This is a genomic window from Salisediminibacterium halotolerans (genome assembly GCF_003814815.1).
Taxonomy (GTDB): domain Bacteria; phylum Bacillota; class Bacilli; order Bacillales; family Salisediminibacteriaceae; genus Salisediminibacterium; species Salisediminibacterium halotolerans.
Genome location: NZ_RKQQ01000006.1, coordinates 142,235 through 161,093 on the forward strand (window position 1 = coordinate 142,235; position 18,859 = coordinate 161,093).

The window sequence follows — 18,859 nt, forward strand, 5'->3', positions numbered from 1 at the left end:
CCAATGTACTACAGATAGATGTCTATTTCATTCATTTCCTCTTCTGCGAGCAGCTTTTGCTCAAAATGAAAACCGGCGCTGCGGTATCGGTTTGCCCGCTGCTTTGTTGCCACGGTCTCGCCGTTGAGATCGACACGACGGGCTTCGCGTTCACCGATATGGTAGCGGATCGTCACCGGGCAGTCCTCGATCGCAAACGTTACTTTCAAACCGTTTAATTCATCGCTTAAGACCGGATCAAGAATGACGTCAGCGCCCGCTTTTTGAATCCCGAGGACATTGGAAATCAGCTGGTTCATGTAAATCCCGGGACCGCTTGAGTAAATGCGCCATCCGCCTTTGACCTTAACATTGCCGTCTTTTAGCTCGTCAAATTGCTCCGCTGCCTGATAACGGTCATAAAAATTACCGTCAGAGCTGCTGAAATACGTGTTGCTTTGTCTTAGCATCGCATTCGGCACGGCTTCGCGGATACACACCGGGTTTATGACGGTGAGGCCGTGCCATGCTTCTTGAGCCCGGCCGGTTTTCGCCATTGCTTCGATAAAACGGATGTGCGCGTGCACATACTGAAGGCCGATTTCTCTGCCGAAGTTGGCGGATTGTTCCGCGCGCTTAAAGTGTTTGCTGACGCCGCCGCTGTATTGCGCCGGCTTGTTCATCAGCCGCGCTCCGTCCGGAAAAAGCAGGTGCTGTTGAATCAGACTGTAATGATCAGCGGCTTCGTTAGGGTCGAACAGCTCGCTGATCATGCTGCGGATCATCGGTAAGAGCCGGTAATGGATGCCGGTGTTTGTATCGTTCGGATGGACCATTTTTTTCGGCTGATGCTGATCTTGTAAATAAAGAAAACCAGGAATGACAGCATGATCGCGCAGATACGTTTCATAATCGCGGCGAATGCCGTCCGCGAGGTGTTGGACGTCTTGCGCGATCTCTTCCGGAAGACGGGTGGTCAGCTTCGTCAGTGTTTGGTATGTGAGAGCGACCGTCCAACTGCTGACCATGTATTGCTTCAGTTCCTGATTCGCCGGCTGGAGCGTATCATCCCAGTCACCGTCCCCGTAGGACGAGAGAAAGGTGTCATGTAAAAAATGCGCCTTGATATAATCGAGCTGTTTGTTCACATGATCGAGCAGCTGCGGGGTGTGAGCAGTAAATTGTTTACTGGTCCGGTCCGTGTAAGGCAGCTGTTCATAGAGAATCGCTTCATCCCCGGAGGATTCTAAATAATCGGCAAGCAGCTTCAGCGGCCAGACGATGATGTCGCCGTGGCTTTCTTCCTGCTGAATGTGCTGGTAATGATCGAACATAAACCATTGCGGCCAGTTGCCGGTGTCTTCGTATTGATGACTGTAGACGATTTGCAAAATCTTTTTAACTTGCGGGTATTTCTGCATCGCAAGAAAGTATTCGGCCGGGCCTTGGCACACATCGCGCGTCCCCCAAGCGGCGGCTCCGTGCTGTTCCAGCCCGTGCGGGACAGAGTAGTGAACGAGCATGTTGTGTGTGTACCACCAGGCGAGTGTATTCAATTTGGCAACGTCTCGATGGGCGCTTCCTGTCATCTCCATGTGAAATCCGTTCATAAGCGACTGTAAAAAAGAGCGGTACTGTTCTTTTTCGGAATGAAACGATGCGTCACCGTGTTCGGAAAACGTGCCGTCTAAACTGCCGGCGGTTTTAACCTTTAACGAACTTGCTGCCGCGAATTCAAAAAGAACGAGAGAAGCCGTCTCACTGTCAATGCCCTTTCGCAGCATGTTTTCCTCTTTTAACACAGCCGGCTGATTAAAACTCATCTTATACGTCAAGTCCGGATAGACGCGGCTGCTTTCTGCGGCTGCATCGGCTTGAAAGTAGAAGGCGCCGTTTTTTTCTGATACGTGAAACGCAACGTCGTATTCGTGATTCGCCATCGAAATTTGGTTCGACAAGAGAAAACGGTAGGCTGTCCCGGAAGTTGATTCGACTTCCAAGTGCAGCGACGGTTCTTCAGTGGTCGTGTAGTTGCTGATGACAATCACATCACGATCTGTTTTATAGTACCAACGGGCATAATTAAAGCCCATTTCGAAGAGCGAAGGCATGGCAAGAAGCTGATAAGCTCCGTCTATCTCGACGTAAAGACGCTGTCCGGATGTTTTCGGGATATTCAGCGCGTTTCTCGTATTCGTCATGAGTTTATGAAAAGACGTGTTGCCAATCGCCACTTGCGAGTTGAAGATTCCAGCCAAATACGAGGTGGTGGTGATGACCTCTTTTTTGATCGATTCATTGTTTCCGGTCATAAGGATGTGCCCGTGCGGACGTTCGACCTGCAGCTCTTTTGCAGGCAAAACGACGTGTTCGTGTGCCGGTGTAAAAAACGAGAGCAGGGTATCGCCGGCTAATTCTTCGAACTTTCGTTCTGGGAAGAGATTGGCGAGTTCATCCGCGGAAAACGGCAACGTCTGCAGCTGCCCGCCGGTTGTGCTTAAAAACGGACCCGTTCCGGAAGCAGCTGCGCTTAGGTCGCGTTTGTCACGGACCCGTGTCCATGCTTCTTGCACAGCCGAGATACTCTCCGGCGCTGTGACCGGATCGGGGTGGTCGCCATTAAAAAGAGCGTAAAATGTGACGTCTTGATCTGTATCCAGTGTGAAAGCAGAAGTTTTCAGAGCCACATAGGCGAATTCGTATTGGTAATTGACGTTTGGAAACCCGGCTTTGTTCAAAAGCTCCGGCTCGTTTGTGTCTTTATAGGAAAGACCGAAAAACTGAAACCCGTCGGTAGTGTACCCGTCGGTTTGCTGGAAGCTCCCTTGTTGGAGGTAAGGATTGCCGCCAGCTTGCGGCTGATTTTGCCGGCTTCCGATCGTGTACCCGATTTCTTCCGTATGAAAAGGCGTATGGTCAATATATTGGGAAGCGTAAGCTTCGTTGTTTCTTACCATCCCGGGTTCGCCAAGACCGAGATCCTGTCCGCAGACGATGTCGGCAGTCTCGCCATTTCCGCTCAGATGCACATTCCAAAACCAGACGTTGTTTTCATCCGGCAGAAAATGCACTTCATAGCTGACGCCGTAAAACGTCCCGCGCCATTGGATGCTGTCCGCTGAAAATTGTACTTTTCCCGGCGAATCACACCCCAGCAGCGGACACGATTGGATTCCTTTTTCACTGTGAATGCGCAAGTAAATATTATTGAGTGAGCCGTCGATCACGTTTGCCTGCCACTGGTTGATCATGATCTTAGTCGAGTTGATCGAAAACAGATCGCCGGTTTTAAGGAATGTGTATGTTAAATCTCCGGCAGTTATCGTATGCGTGTGAAGCGGGGTCGATTCTTTTTTCACGTATATCTCTCCTCCAATACGGTTTCCGTTACTGATGAATGTGTTTTATACGAAAATCTCAGGTGCTGCAGCGTTTGGCTGTCCGTTCCGACACTGGCAATGAAGTCGCCGCTGTCTGCTTTATAGGCGAGGTCGTGATGATGGTACTTCAGCAAGTCTTCGTGAATCGAAAACGTGACAATTTTTGCTTCGCCTGGTTCCAGGCGGATTTTTTCGAATCCTTTTAACTCTAGAACCGGACGGACGACCTCACCGACGAGATCCCGGATGTACATCTGCACCGTTTCTTCACCGGTGATTCCGCTCGTATTTTTCACATCGACACTGAGCTCGAGGCTTCCGCCCGGCTGCAAATCGTTACTCGATAAGCGGGCGTCGCCGTAGGTGAACTCACTGTAGCTCAGGCCGAACCCGAACGGAAATAACGGTTCGTTAGGAGCGTCCATGTACTTGGAGGCGTAACGGTCATTAGGATCAAGATCTTCTTTCGGCCGGCCGGTTTTAAATGCGTTGTAGTAGACCGGGATCTGCCCGACTGTATACGGAAAAGACATTGTGAGTTTTCCCGACGGATTCGCTGCGCCCGTCAACAGATCAGCGACGGCATGCCCGCCTTCTGTTCCCGGGAACCAGGCTTCGATGATCGCATCGGATTCATCGAGGATGCCGCGGAGGTCGAGCGGACGTCCGTTAAACAAGATGGTGATGATCGGTTTATTCAGTTCCCGCATACTTCGGACCAGGTGCATTTGCGCTTCTGACAGGCGGATGTCTGTTTTGCTGCCGGCTTCGCCGCTCAGTTCTGAAGGTTCTCCGAGCGCCAAAATAATCACGTCTGCATTGTCCGCGGTCTTGCGTGCTTCGGATATTTGTGCGTCGGTAATCGATTCGATGTCACAGCCGGCGGCGGTTTCAACGGCGGTCAGTTGTTTTGTCAGTCCGGTTTTCAACGTTACGACATCGGCCGGTTCGCCGAAGATTGCCCAGCGTCCGAGCAGGTCGGTGCTGTCAGTAAACGGGCCGATTAGGGCGACGCGCTGAGTTGTGTTCAGCGGAAGAACACCGTCATTTTTCAGCAGGACAGACGATTTGGCTGCGAGCTCGCGGGCTTTTGTCCGATGTTCATCGGACAAAATCAATTGCTCTTCCCGTTTTTCATCCGCTCCGCGGTAAGGATGATCAAACAGTCCGAGCTTTTGCTTCAGTTGTAAAATGCGCAGAACAGCTTCATCGAGCACAGCTTCCGAGAGTTCACCGCTGTCGACAAGACTTGTTAAATGTTGTTTATAACACGGCGTCATCATATCAATATCGACGCCTGCAAGAGCGGACTTAAGCGCTGCTTCACGGTTGTTCGCTGCGACGCCGTGCGGGACCGTCTCTTGGACAGCACCCCAATCAGAGATCAGGACGCCGTTAAACTTCAGTTCGTTTCGAAGCACAGTTCGCATTAAGTGCCGGTTGCTGGTGGCGGGTATGCCGTCAACGGTATTAAAGGCGGTCATCACCATTTCCGCACCTTCTTCAAGGGCGGCCTCGTAGGCCGGCATGTAATACTCGCGCAGCTGGCGCTCAGACATATCAACCGTGTTGTAATCTCTGCCGCCTTCGGATGCGCCGTAGGCGGCGAAGTGTTTTACACAAGCGGCGATCCGGTCGGTATCTTGTTCAAGGTCTTCCCCTTGATACCCGCGAACAAAAGCCCGGGCGAATTCACTGTTCAGGTACGGATCTTCGCCGGTGCTTTCCATCACACGTCCCCAGCGCGGATCGCGAACAAGGTCTGCCATCGGCGAGAATGTAACGTGCAGTCCGGCCGCAGAGGCTTCTTTCGCGGCGATCTCGGCGCTTTTTTCAACAGCTGAAAGATCCCATGAACAGCCTAACGCAAGCGGGACGGGGAAGACGGTTTTATATCCGTGGATAACATCCGCCATAAACAAAAGCGGGATGTTGAGCCGGTGCCGTTCCATATAGTTTTTTTGAATTTGTTTGAGCGTTTTTGCACCGGAAGCTCCAAGGATTGATCCGCTTTTGCTCATGTCCTCTTTCGCTACGTCCATGGCGGCGATAGGGCCGGTTATTTTTCCTGTTTCGCTGTGAGACTGAACGAGCATTGAAACAACCTGCGACATTTGTTCAGCTTTTTCGTTGGTTGTCATTTGCTGAAGCAGTTCGTGTAATTGTGTGTCCTTCATTCTGCTGTCCTCCAGTAACTTGACGTATTATTTAATGCCGGTCGTATTGAATCCTTCAACGATATAGCGCTGAACAAAGACAAAGAGAATCAGTACCGGAATGACCATCACGGTAGCCCCGGCCATTTGCAAGGCAAAGCTGCTCGCGTGCTGTCCCCGCAATAATGCAAGTCCGACAGACAGCGTATACAGCGACTGTTCGTTTGCGACGATGAGCGGCCATAAAAAGCTGTTCCAAGCGCCGACGAATGTAAGAATAGCTTGCACGGCCAGGACCGGTTTAGACAACGGAATGATAATTTGAAAAAAGATCCGGAATTCCCGGGCCCCGTCAATCCGGGCAGATTCGATGAGATCATTCGGAATCGTCGTCATAAACTGCCGGATGAGAAAGATGTTGAACGCGGCGATCAGCCCGGGCAAAATAATCCCGGCCATCGTATTTGTCAGTCCCATTTGGTTTAAGATGAGATAAACAGGGATCATCGCAACTTGCGCCGGAATCATCATCGTTGCCAAAACAGCGAGGAAGACGACTTCCCTGCCTTTGAATTGAAATTTGGCAAATCCGTAACCGGCCATCGTGTTAAACAACAGGCCGAGCAGCGCAAATGCGACGATGATCAGCGTGTTAATAAAATACGTTCCGAAATTCAGGTTGGCGAACAGGTTGATGTAATGTTCAAAAGTGAACTCTTCCGGCCAGAATGTCGGCGGCATCGTCCGTGCTTCCCGTTCGGACTTAAAAGAGCTCAGCACCATCCAGATGAACGGGATCGATACAATAAAACCGCCGATGGCCAACACCGAAGTCACAAGCAGTTTTTCGAATTTAGTCTTCAAGGAAGTCACCTCAATTCTCTTTCGATTTATTAAAGGTAAACTGAATCAATGTGGCAACAATGATAAAGACAAAGAGGATAAGGGAAGCAGCAGCGGCATAACCGAATTCGTTGTACTGAAACCCTCGTTCGTAAATAAACAGTGCCATCGACATTGTGCCGTCGAGCGGACCGCCGCCTGTCATAACAAACGGTTCTTCGAAAAACTGCAGCCAACCGATCAGTGTTGTTACCGTGACAAAGAACGTGGCATAACTTAAGGATGGAATCGTAATAAAGCGCAGCTTCTGAAATTTATTCGCCCCGTCAATATCGGCTGCTTCATAAAATGAACGCGGAATGGATTGGAGTGCGGCCAAATAAATCAGCATGTTAATCCCAATACCTTTCCAGACCGCTAAGATAATCAGTGATATTTTTGCGACGAACGGATGCTCCAGCCAAGGGACATCCTGAAAACCGAGAGAGTTTAGAACAAAATTAAACAGTCCGACGTCCATGTTGTAAAGAAATGCCCAGACAACAGCGATTGCGACAATGTTCGTAATCGATGGAACGTAGAAAAGCACCCGAAAAAATGTGAACAGCTTACTGGAGATATAATTTAGCATGAGTGCGACGCTCAATGAGCAAATAATGACTAGAGGGACGCCGATCGAGACATAAATCAGTGTGTTGAAAATCGATCGGTGAAACAATGGATCTTGTATCAGATTGATGAAATTTTCCAGACCAACGAATTCGATCGTGTCCCAATTGCCGAGTCCGATCAGGTCAATGTCTGTGAAGCTGATCGTTAAACTGACAAGAATCGGCAGCAGGGAAAACATAATCAGAAGCAAAACCGCCGGCCCGATAAAGAGCCAAGGTGTCATGGGGCTTTTATGATTCACATCCTATTCCTCCTTTGAAAGTATTGCCGGATATATTAGAGCTGCCCCGGAAAGTTGGAAAACGGGACAGCTCATAAGTCAGAAGGGTAACGGCTGAATTTTAATCGAGGCGGTTTTCTGCTTCTTCTTGAAAGCTGTCCAGTTCTTCATCAAGATCGGCACCTTCGCGGTTGATCCGTTCAAGCGAAGAAAGAAGATCTTGGGCGATATTTTCCCACTCAGCGAGGACAGGAGGAGCAACCGCTTCTTCGAGCTGATCACCGAAAACAGCGAGCTTCTCGTCTTCTTGCAATTCTTCATCATCCCATGCAGACTGGCGGGCAGGAAGCGTGTTCGTGTCATTAAACCAGTCGATTTGCGTGTCAGGTTCTGACATATAGGAGATGAACTCTAGCGATTCGTCAACGTTTTCCGATTCAGAGAAGACGCTCAAATGTGAACCGCCGATCGCAGAAGCATTCTTTTCGCTCCCAGGCATCATCGCAACGTCCCAGTCGCCTTCAATGTCCGGAGCCTCGTCGCGCAAAATATTCACCATCCAAGGTCCGCTGGAGAACATAGGTTTCTCGCCTTCTTCAAAGCCTTGTTCGATCGGTACGCCTTCGGTCTCTTGAGCTAATTCTTCATCAAAGAAAGTATGGTAATATTCCATTGCTTCTCTGAATTCCGAAGCGGCAAAATTTTCGGCCCCGTCTTCTTCGCTGAACTCCCAGCCGTTTTGCCAAGCAAAGATAGGAGGGACGAGCTGGTCTTCTTGATCGATATCATATCCGTACATGCCATCGCCGCGGTCAGCGAGTTCTCTTGAGGCATCGAGCATTTCCTCCCAGTTTTGCGGCGCCTCGCTGTATCCATGCTCTTCTAAAAGGTCCGTGCGGTAAAACAGCACCCGTGTATCGACGTACCAAGGAACACCATACGTAGCGCCGTCGTATTCGGTTGTATCCAAGGCCCCTTCAAAGAAGTCGTCATGATTGATAAAATCATGCTCATCTTCATATTCGGATAAATCGAGAAAGGCGCCGGCGCCGGCAAACTCTGCGACCCAAGTCGTTCCGAGCTGGAGAACGTCCGGACCTTCACCGGAAGCAACGGCTGTCAGCAGGCTGTCGTGCGCATTATCCCAAGGGATTGCTTCGACATTGACTTCAATATTCGAGTGTTCTTCTTCAAAACCTTCGACGAACTCTCCAAGCGCATTTCCTTCTTCTCCCATCGCCCAGACGCTGATTTCAGCAGCTTCCTCAGCATTGTTTTCCTCGTTTGCGTTGGCATTTACATTTGCATTGTCATTTCCCTCGTTCGCATTGTCGTTTCCTTCTGTTCCGTTATTTCCGCCACATCCAGCAACAACAGTTAACATTGAAGCACCAGCAATGAACATTAACTTTCGACTACGCATGATGACCCTCCTTGAGAATGAACTTATATTTTAGTGAAACGTTTCAACAAAATAGAAAAAATATATAGGGAAATCACCGTTTCTGTTCAGTGAAACGTTTCTATTAACTTAATGCCATCTTAATTGAATCCGCTTACATGTGTCAATTGTTTTTCTGAATTTTTTTTGGTGATCAAGGTTCCTGTTTACAGAATGAAGCTGATTGTCATGCACAACTTTTGCACAACGATAGTCCTTTAGACCGCAAAAAACATCCGTGAAAATTATACGGATTTTTAGCAGCGATATTGATTCTCTTTGTATTTTCATGTAAATTCAGTGACAGAAAGCGTTTTCACAAATGGATTCATTTTGTGGAAGCTTGATTTTTTACCTGTTTGTGCAAACGTTTTCGCAAAAACGCGTTGCAGGTCTGGCGACCGGAATAGGGGGGAGCTTTGTACATCTGTCGGATACTATATGGAAGAGGGAGGAGAAAAATGTGTATAAGCGTAAACAGAAAAAACGTTCAGCAATGTTTATGACGGGTGTGATGGCGTTAAGTGTGTTTTCATCGTTTACACCTGCAGTCACCGCTGAGGTATCGGAGGAGGACGACGAGACAGCTGATGCAGCGGATGACATGGCCGAAGTGCCTGAAGGGCATTTGCGTGTGCATTATGACGAAGGCGACATGGACTTGGAAGAGTTGGGTGTTTGGTTCTGGGGAGATGTCGTGAACGAACCGGAGGAGTGGCCGAACGGGAAATGGTTTGACGATTACGGGACGACCGATTTCGGCGGTTATGTCGATGTTGAGCTTGAAGACGGCGCTGAAGAATTCGGCTTTCTCATCAACAACCGTGACGGTGAAAATATCACAGACGATGATGCAGAAGTCGATATTTTAGCAGAAGAAATGGATGAAGTGTGGCTGACACAAGAGGAAGAGCTTTATTATTATGAACCGGTTGATCTGCCCGAGGATACCTTAAGAGTTCATTTTGAAAACGATGAAGATGTTTATGAGCCTTGGGGACTCTGGACATGGGGGGATGTCGCCGATGAACCGGACGAGTGGCCGACAGATGCCCTCCCGTTCAGCGATGAGCAGACCGGTCCTTACGGAGCGTACCTCGATCTCGATTTGACCGAGGATGCTTCGTCAATCGGCTTTTTGCTCGTCAATCGTGAAGACGGCGATGAACAAACCGATGATTTCAGTTTCGGGGATTTCGATCAGCATCAACAAGTCTTTCTTCACTTAGATGAAGAGGATGTCTACACGAATCCTTATTATGTGAAAGAGGAGGAAGAAGATGGTGAGCCGGAGCTTGGCGAAGGAGAATATGACTTTGAGATCGGCGGCAGCATAACAGGGACGCTTGATGCTGAGAACCACGCGGTGCTTGATGTGGATGTCACCTACCCTGATGAAGATGTCGATGTAGACAGTATCTCAGCTGATGTGACGGAACTTGGCGGACCTGAAGAGCTCTCGATTTCACCGGAAGTGATGGGTGTAACACTATCTGCTCACTACAGCGTTGAGCCGGGTACATACGAGATCCCGCTCGAGCTGATTGACGAAGAAGGCGGCGTTTATGAGGGCGCGGCCGAAGCGGAAGTGACCGAGCACACAAAAGAAGACGGCGATTTCAATTGGGACGAATCGGTTATTTACTTTATGCTGACGGACCGTTTCTATGACGGCGAACCGGCGAATAACGATCCGTACGAGCTCGATTATTCAAGCTTTGACAACGACCGCGGTACGCCTCAAGGCGGCGATTTCGTCGGCGTGAAAGAAAACCTTGATTACTTGGACGACCTCGGCGTCAATACGATCTGGATTACGCCGATTGTGGAAAATGTCGCTCATGATGTGAGTTTTGACAGCGACGATGGTTCCTATTTCGGGTATCACGGCTACTGGGCGAATGATTTTGAAGCGCTGAATCCGCACTTAGGTACGCTGGAGGAATTTCATGACTTAATCGATGCGGCAGCCGAGCGTGACATGGAACTGATGGTCGATGTGGTGTTAAATCATCCGGGTTACGGCTTGAAACCGGAAGATGGCGAGATTGAAGACCCGCCGGCCGGCTATCCGACCGACGAGGACCGTGAACGTTTTGAGGGGATGATTCGGGAAGAATCCGGCTCAACAGATGAAACAATGGAACTTGCTGACCTTCCGGACTTTAAAACGGAAGTGCCGGAAGTGAGAGAAGAAATTGTTGACTGGCAAGCCGGCTGGATTGAGAAATCGACAACCGATGCGGGCAATGCGATTTCCTCGTTTCGCGTTGATACCGTGAAGCATGTCGATGAGCCGACGTGGCAGCTGTTTAAAAATGAACTCACACGTGCCGACGAAGGATTTAAGATGATCGGTGAAGCGTGGGAAGACAATATTGACGGCGATCACCGCTATTTAAACTCCGGCCAGATGGACTCGCTGCTTGACTTTCAATTCAAAGATGCAGCCGGAAATCTTGTGAACGGCGATATCGATGCGGCGGTTGATTATTTGGACGGCATGCAGCATACGCTTGATAATAAAGCGACAGTTGGTAATTTCCTCGGGAGCCACGATGAAGAAGGGTTCTTGTATGCGCAAGACGGCGATGAAGGCAAGCTGAAAGTCGCGGCTTCGCTGCAAGCCTTCGCAAAAGGTCAGCCGGTGATTTATTACGGCGAAGAACTCGGTCAGTCGGGCGATGACAATTGGCCGTATTATGACAACCGGTATGATATGGGCTGGGACATGATCGAAGGCAATGACATTCTCGATCACTATCAGAATGTATTCAATTTGCGCGGGGACTACAGTGAAGTTTTGAGCCGGGGTGAATTTAATCACGTCGCCGGTTCAACGGAAGAAGATTATGCGTTATTCAGCCGGTCGTACGGTGAAGAAGCTGTTTACGCTGCTTTAAACGTTGAAGAAGAGACGCGCGAGATCACTCTCGACGTTGATTCGGATGACGCGGTGGTAACGGATCAATATACCGACGAAACTTATGCGGCGGCAGATGGCACTGTTGACGTCAGTCTTCCTGCGATGGCGGACGGCGGAACGGCACTGTTGACGGTTGAAAATGGCGCAATCCTTGAAGCTGATGAAGATGCGACCGATCCGGATGACGAGTCGGATGAATCAGGTGAATCAGAGGAGATTCCTGATAACCACTTGCGTGTTCATTATGACAACGGCGATGTATCGCCATCCAACTTAGGTGTCTGGTATTGGGACGGTGCAGCCGAGCCGTCTGAAGAATCGTCTGATTGGCCCGGCGATGAGTACTTCTCTGAAGACAATATGACGGATTTCGGTCCGTATATTGACATAGAGCTTGAAGAAGGCGCCGAGCGTCTCGATATGCTTGTCAACAATGTCGAAGGCGACAACTTGACCGGAGACGTTGCAGTGGATCTGCTTTCTTCGGAAATGAATGAGATTTGGCTTTATGAAGACGGCAGTTACCAAACGTATGAACCGGCCGATCTGGAAGATCAAGTCCGGATTCATTATGAACGTGAAGACGGGGACTACGGCGATTGGGGCGTTTGGTTTTGGGAGCAAGGGTTGAATCCTCCGGAAGATTGGCCTGCTGATGCTGTCGACTTCGAAGCAGAAGGCCGCTACGGCGCTTATGTCGATATCGACTTGGAGGAAGATGCCGAAGAAATCGGTTTTCTGCTTTTGAATAAAGCTAATGAGGACGAGCAAACAGACGATATTGAATTTGAGGAACTGCAAGAGCACAAGCAAATTTTCGTCACAGAAGGTGATGATTCAGCTTACAATAATCCTTACCATGTGAGCCAGGATGGACTGCGGACAGCTGAAGTCCTTTCTGAAGAGCAGATTGAATTAACGTTCTCCGCGACGGATGGATTCGATGAGGAAGCGCTTGCTGAAGGTCTCTCGATCTCGGGTTATGACGGTGAGAGTAAAGAGTTTGATTCGGTAACGATCGAAGATGACGGGGTTACGGTTAATGTTCACGGATCGTTTGATCTTGAGGCTGCCCCTTTTGAAGTGACCTTTAACGAGCGGACAGTCTCGGCAATGATCGGCTGGCGGCTAAAAGATGAGCTGTATGCTTACGACGGTGATCTCGGTGCTGAACTCCGCGACGACGGTTCTGCCGAATTGAAATTATGGTCGCCAAGTGCGGACAACGTTAATATCATCTTATACGACCGTGACGATCAAGATGAAGTTGTCACTGATGATATCGCAATGGAACGTGGGGACAGCGGTGTCTGGTCGGTGATGTTAGACGATGCGAACACAGGTGTTGGCGATCTTGACGGGTATTACTATCATTATGAAATCGAGCGCGACGGTGAAACGGTCTTAGCTCTCGATCCTTATGCAGCGTCGATGGCTGCCTGGGATTCATCGGATGATGATAATTATATCGGCAAAGCAGCGATTGTCGATGTCTCCTCTGTCGGACCCGACCTGGACTTTGCCGATATTGATGGATTTGAAAAACGTGAGGATGCGATCATTTATGAACTGCACGTCCGTGATTTCACCTCTGATCCATCGATTGAAGATGAATTAGACAATCAATTTGGAACATTTGACGCATTTGCCGAGCGGCTCGACTACTTGGAGGATATGGGTGTGACGCATGTTCAGCTGCTGCCGGTAATGAGTTATTTCTTTGCCAATGAATTCGAAGCGGATGAGCGCATGCTTGATTATGCTTCGACGCAAACGAATTATAATTGGGGGTATGACCCGCACAGTTATTTCTCGCTGACAGGGATGTACTCGCAAGACCCGGAAGACGCTTCGAAACGGATTGAAGAGTTCAAGATGCTGATTGATGAAATTCACAGCCGCGATATGGGTGTTATTCTCGATGTCGTGTATAATCACACGGCGCGAAACCGTATCTTTGAAGATCTTGAACCGAATTATTACCACTTCATGGATGCTGATGGCACACCGCGTGTCAGCTTCGGCGGCGGACGGCTCGGCACGACTCATGAAATGTCGAGACGCATCCTTGTCGACTCGATCATGCATTGGGTCGAAGAGTATAAAGTAGATGGTTTCCGTTTTGATATGATGGGTGATCACGACGCAGAAAGCATTCAAATCGCGTACGATAAAGCGAAAGAAGTGAACCCTGACATCGTGATGATCGGCGAAGGGTGGCGGACGTTTGTCGGGGATGAAATGTACCCGGATGTTCAGCCTGCCGATCAAGACTGGATGCAGGATACAGAAAGTGTCGGTTCGTTCTCCGATGACTTCCGCAACGAACTGAAATCAGGTTTTGGCAGTGAAGGGGAACCGCGGTTTATCACAGACGGCGAACGAGACATTCAGCAAATTTTCGATAATTTGACGGCGAACCCGCATAACTTCACGGCGACAAACCCGGGAGATGTCGTGCCGTATGTCGCAGCGCACGATAACTTGACGTTGCATGATGTGATTGCTCAATCGATCGAAAAAGATCCGAAAGATCATCAAGAAGAAATTCATGACCGGATCCGTTTAGGGAACTTAATGGTTTTGACCGCACAAGGAACGGCTTTTCTGCACGGCGGACAAGAATTCGGACGTACGAAGCAGTTTAAGCACGAAGATTATCGTGAGCCGGTTGCGGATAATGAAGTTCCGTATAAGTCGACCTTTATGACAGACGAAGACGGTGATCCGTTTGATTATCCGTACTTCATTCACGATTCGTATGATTCTTCTGACGCTGTTAACCTGTTTGACTGGGAGAAAGCAACGAATGAAGAAGAATATCCGCTCAACGTCGAAACGCGCGACTATACGAAAGGCATGGTTGAACTGCGCCGATCGACAGATGCATTCCGGTCAGGAACGATGGACGAGATTGATGAGAACGTATCGTTTATCGATGCGCCGGAAGTAGACGAGACGGACCTTCTCATCGGTTATCATGCTGTATCGACCGATGATACGGGCGAATACTATGTATTTGTCAATGCCGACAATCAAGAACGTACGATGACACTCGACAACGATTTAACTGAAGAGACAGTGATTGTCGACGGCAACGAAGCGGGTACAACTGAAGTCAGCAATCCGCAAGGATTTGAGCTGTCAGAAGATAGTATTACGCTCGATCCGTTAACAGCCGTTGTTGTAAGAGAGGGCGGGGATGAAGAAACGCCTGGACCGCCTGGACGTCCGGATCAGCCGGGTCCTCCGGAAGACTTGCCGAACCATCCAGGCCGGCCGGACTTGCCGGATCTGCCGGGCCCTGCGCTTGAAAACAGTCAGTCCGACCGGATACAAAACGGACGGTAAACGGTGCTGATCAGGTTATAACTCAGCCGGGCTGAGATATTGACGCTGTCCCCCTTCGCCTTCATTGGCGGAGGGGGATTTGTCTGCTCCGGTCACTTGTAATGCCCGCCGATTTTTTTCGCCCGTTCGAGCGCTTGACCGGCGTCGGTTAACGAAGAGGCGTACATAATCGCATCCGCGCCGTAGCGTTCTTTCAGCGTGTCGAGTGTACGGTTTAACGCCGGCTGGTCTTCCAATTCATCAAACAGATTTAACTGCCGGAATGCATCGGGCTCGACTTTATCGAGCGCGAGGCTGAGACTGCGGACGGGCGTGCCGTTCCAATGCCGCTCAAACAGAGTCCGCGCGGCGCGGTAAATGACGCGGCCGTCATTGGTCGGCATATGCAGCGCGATTTGCCGGGAAAAACCGTCCGGCGTGTCGTATGTGCCGCGCACGCCGAGCGAAATCTGCCGGCCGAGCAGCCGTTCGGACCGCGTTCGGCGCGCGACTTCTTCTGCGAGTTCGCGCACGACGACGAGGATATCTGCCTGTTTAGTGTAATCTTTCGGAAGCGTCATGCCGTGGCCGACGCTTTTCTTTTCCTGGTGCGTATTCGGCGTCACCGGAGACGGATCGATGCCGTTGGCGTATTGCCAAAGAAGTTCGCCGTTAATGCCCCAGCGCTTTTGCAGCCGTTTCAGCGGAGTATTGGCAAGGCCTCCGATCGTGCGGATCCCGGCGCTGTGCATGTGCTTTTCCATCTTTCGGCCGATCCCGAACAGCTTTTTAATCGGAAACGGCCAGAAATCGTGTTCGAGACGATCTTTATGCAAGGTGAAGATCCCGCCCGGCCGTTTTTTCGCGAGCAAATCGCAAGCGCTTTTGGCTAAAATTTTCGTTTCGCCGATCCCGATCCGGGCAACGATCCCGAACTGGCGGTAAATTTCTTCTTGAAGTTTCTTTGCGGTCTCTTCCGGATCTGTTTCGTGCGGCGTGCCGGTCAGTTCGATGAACGATTCGTCGACGGAAAACGGCTCAACTTGGTCGGTGTAGGTTAAAAACAGTTCATTAATCTGTGTGGAGATATCGACGTAAAGCTGCATCCTCGGACGGACGATTTGCAATGGCGGACATTTTCCTTCTGCTTCCCAAAGCGCTTCAGCGGTTTGAACGCCGTACGTTTTCGCGATCGGACAAGCGGCTAAAATCACGCCGCTACGGCGCTCCGGATCGCCGGCAACGACGACGGGCAAGTCAGTGAGGCGCGCGTCATACACTTTTTCAACGGCTGCGTAAAAACTTTGCATATCGATCAAAAAGACGGTGCGCTTCATGACTGTTACACCTCCGAAGATCCCGGCCGCGTGACGGCTTTGATATGTTCGAGCGGAATGTCTAAGCGGTCGTTTGCCGACGCGAGGCGGATCGTTTTTTGTTGCTTGGTGATCGCGGTGACGGCTCCGGAAAACGTGTAAAAATGGCCGCTGTCCCAATAGGTGATCTCGACAGGATTGCCGGTGGCAAGGCTTTGCTGCAAATGTTCGCCGTATTCGGCAAACAATTGTTCATCAAGCATCGGCGGGGCCTCTTTCACATGCTCGGCTTGGCGTTCAAGCCATTTTTGCCGCCATTCCGGCAAAATCATCCGGCTGCTTTCCCAACGCAAATTCGTGTTCGGGGTTAATTTGTTCGGTTTCATGCTGTCACGTCCTTTCTTCTCTTCTTATTATACACGAACATACGTTCTGTTAAACAGGTGATTTTGACTCAGTTGCAAAAACGGCTGACACTAAATAAATAAGCTCCCGCTGGCAGACGGGAGCTTACAGGGTGCAGACAAAGTCATAACATTGATGGAGGTTATATTAAAGAGAACGGGATGACGACGGATTGTCCTCCTTCTTTGAACCGAGTGTATTCATAAAAAAGAAGCCATGCATCCACTCCTCCGACGCCTGCGGGAAAAGCAACTGCCAAAGACCCCGCAAGAAGCGGTTTCGCTTCTGAGGAGGCTGAGGCGTTGCCCGCGGCAAGCGAGTTTGCGGCAGTCTTTTGACATGTTGGTTTATGATGATTTTTCTTTAACAATCCGCGCGAACTTTGCGCCGTATTCGATCGTCTCGTTCACTTCTTCGCCTTCGGGGAAATCTTCAATTTTCAACCCATCTAACACGAGTTCGCCGCCTTGTTCCTTCACGATTGTTTCCAATTCGTCGACAGCGCCGCAAAAAATTTCATACGACGTATCGCCTGAGCCGAAGACAGCAAACGATTTGCCGGTCAGATCGGCGGCTTCCAATTCGTCATAAAGGTCCATGCTCTCTTCCGGCAAATCTCCGTCGCCCCATGTGAACGATCCTAACAAAAAGGCGTCGTAATTACTGATCATTTCAGCGGTTGTATCATCAGCTTCGACTTTTTCAACGGTGCATCCTTCGGAGACGAGACCTTTCTCAATCAGTTCGGCAATCTCCTCGGTATTGCCTGACATTGTCGCATAAACGACTAATACATTTTTCATCTATGGCCACCTCGTTTTAATAATGATAATCATTCTCACATCTTCACTATATGTTAAATGAAACGAGAGTGTCAATCAAACAAGAAGGATAAAGGCAGGGAAGTCGTTGCTTGATTATAGGTCGCAGTATGTGCTAGTTTTTTCTTATTTTTAAAAAATGATCGATTATTGATGTTTGGCAGGGAAATTAAGGGTATAGGCATGAGAAACTAATTCACTTGAGAGAGGAAGATCGCCATGCGCGTCGGGATGCTGCGAAGAAGAAATGAGCCTACGAAAATCGCTCGGGCTTCAGCTTTAGCCTGCCAATTATATGATGTGGAGTTTTTTTACTTCCGGCCGAAAGATGTGGATGTTACTAAAAAAATCATTGTCGGGCTTTTTCCGGTTAAAAACGGCTGGGTAAAACGAGAGACACCTTATCCGGATGTCGTTGATAATTCGCTGCCGACTGCAGAGACGAAAGAGGTTCATCAGGAATTAGAAAAGTATTGTTATTTGACGACACACAGGCTCGGGAGCAAGGATGAACTGTATCAGCTTATGGAAACGGACGGCGGTTTTGATGAGCTGTTGATTCCGTACCGGCATGTGCAGTCGCTCAGCGACCTCGATGAGTTTATTGATCATTACGGTGAAGCGATTTTAAAACCGGCGAAGGGGAGTCAAGGCAACCGGATTTATCAAGTGTCTTGTGAGGAAGGGAAATATAAATTACAGACGGATAAAACGAGCGAGCTTCTAGCGGAGACGGATATGAAAAAGATGGTGAAGGAGACGTTAAGAGAACGAAAATATTTGATCCAGCCGTTGATACGTTCAAAAACGCGCGAAGGTCATCCATATGATATCCGTATGCATGTGCGGCGCGGAAAGGACGGTGAATGGCAGGTGATTAACCTGCTTCCGCGGATCGGGATGAGCAATGCGATTACCTCGAATGTTAACCAAGGTGGCGGGATTTCGCAAATTGATCCGTTTTTAGCGAACGTCTTCGGCAACGAGGCGGAGCGTGTGAAAGAGAAGTTAGTCGAAATCTCGACGACCTTCCCCGATAAGCTGCAAAAGCACTTTTCGTTTGAAATTGATGCGCTGGGGATTGATATCGGATTGGATGAAACAGGGAAACCGTGGTTTTTCGAAGTCAACACGTCGCCGGGGCCGAAATTTTATGAATCGGAGATCGGAGAGGCGAAAGCGCAGCATTACGAGTATATTATGAAAACGAAGCTGGAAAAGAGCACGCCGGCAGCAGCCGACCCGGGAACGGCAAAGCCGAAGCCGCGAACGTTCGTAAGACGTATTAAAAACCGCCTTAAAAAACGGGCGAATAAGCTCGTTGCTGCGAAATAAATCGATCACAGAAAAAAGAACGGCAATGACTCGTT

General features: G+C 49.5%; 10 protein-coding genes. 2 read left to right on the forward strand and 8 right to left on the reverse strand.

What is annotated here, in order from left to right; genetic code table 11:
* Positions 1–8 precede the first annotated feature (8 nt).
* From EDD67_RS11590 to EDD67_RS11610, 5 genes are all read right to left on the reverse strand, one after another.
* Complete coding sequence (locus tag EDD67_RS11590) at positions 9–3,338, reverse strand: GH36-type glycosyl hydrolase domain-containing protein (RefSeq protein WP_242006035.1); 3,330 nt, start codon at positions 3,336–3,338, stop codon at positions 9–11.
* The gene (locus EDD67_RS11595; protein ID WP_121440162.1) at positions 3,335–5,536 is read right to left on the reverse strand and encodes a glycoside hydrolase family 3 N-terminal domain-containing protein; all 2,202 of its coding nucleotides are present in this window, start codon (positions 5,534–5,536) and stop codon (positions 3,335–3,337) included. The genes EDD67_RS11590 and EDD67_RS11595 overlap by 4 nt, the downstream gene beginning before the upstream one ends.
* Positions 5,537–5,563: 27 nt before the next feature.
* Positions 5,564–6,379, reverse strand: coding sequence for a carbohydrate ABC transporter permease (locus tag EDD67_RS11600; RefSeq protein WP_242006036.1), 816 nt, complete (start codon positions 6,377–6,379; stop codon positions 5,564–5,566).
* 10 nt (positions 6,380–6,389) lie between these two features.
* Positions 6,390–7,253 (reverse strand): carbohydrate ABC transporter permease, encoded by an 864-nt coding sequence (locus EDD67_RS11605; RefSeq protein ID WP_121440237.1) that lies wholly within the window; start codon positions 7,251–7,253, stop codon positions 6,390–6,392.
* 118 nt (positions 7,254–7,371) lie between these two features.
* Positions 7,372–8,673 (reverse strand): sugar ABC transporter substrate-binding protein, encoded by a 1,302-nt coding sequence (locus EDD67_RS11610; RefSeq protein WP_121440163.1) that lies wholly within the window; start codon positions 8,671–8,673, stop codon positions 7,372–7,374.
* A gap of 481 nt (positions 8,674–9,154) precedes the next feature.
* On the opposite strand from EDD67_RS11610, the gene EDD67_RS11615 reads away from it, so the two are divergent.
* Positions 9,155–14,968 carry a pullulanase gene (locus EDD67_RS11615; RefSeq protein WP_242006037.1) on the forward strand — a complete coding sequence of 1,938 codons (5,814 nt, stop codon included), beginning with the start codon at positions 9,155–9,157 and terminating at the stop codon, positions 14,966–14,968.
* A gap of 92 nt (positions 14,969–15,060) precedes the next feature.
* Here EDD67_RS11615 and EDD67_RS11620 read toward each other — a convergent pair whose 3' ends face one another.
* From EDD67_RS11620 to EDD67_RS11630, 3 genes are all read right to left on the reverse strand, one after another.
* On the reverse strand, positions 15,061–16,284 hold the full coding sequence (locus EDD67_RS11620; protein ID WP_121440164.1) for a DNA polymerase IV: 1,224 nt from the start codon (positions 16,282–16,284) through the stop codon (positions 15,061–15,063).
* Between the two features lie 5 nt (positions 16,285–16,289).
* The gene (locus EDD67_RS11625; protein ID WP_121440165.1) at positions 16,290–16,649 is read right to left on the reverse strand and encodes a YolD-like family protein; all 360 of its coding nucleotides are present in this window, start codon (positions 16,647–16,649) and stop codon (positions 16,290–16,292) included.
* A gap of 366 nt (positions 16,650–17,015) precedes the next feature.
* Positions 17,016–17,471, reverse strand: a complete 456-nt coding sequence (locus EDD67_RS11630) for a flavodoxin (RefSeq protein ID WP_121440166.1) — start codon at positions 17,469–17,471, stop codon at positions 17,016–17,018.
* Positions 17,472–17,708: 237 nt separating this feature from the next.
* On the opposite strand from EDD67_RS11630, the gene EDD67_RS11635 reads away from it, so the two are divergent.
* Positions 17,709–18,824, forward strand: a complete 1,116-nt coding sequence (locus EDD67_RS11635; RefSeq protein WP_121440167.1) for a YheC/YheD family protein — start codon at positions 17,709–17,711, stop codon at positions 18,822–18,824.
* Positions 18,825–18,859: the final 35 nt, after the last annotated feature.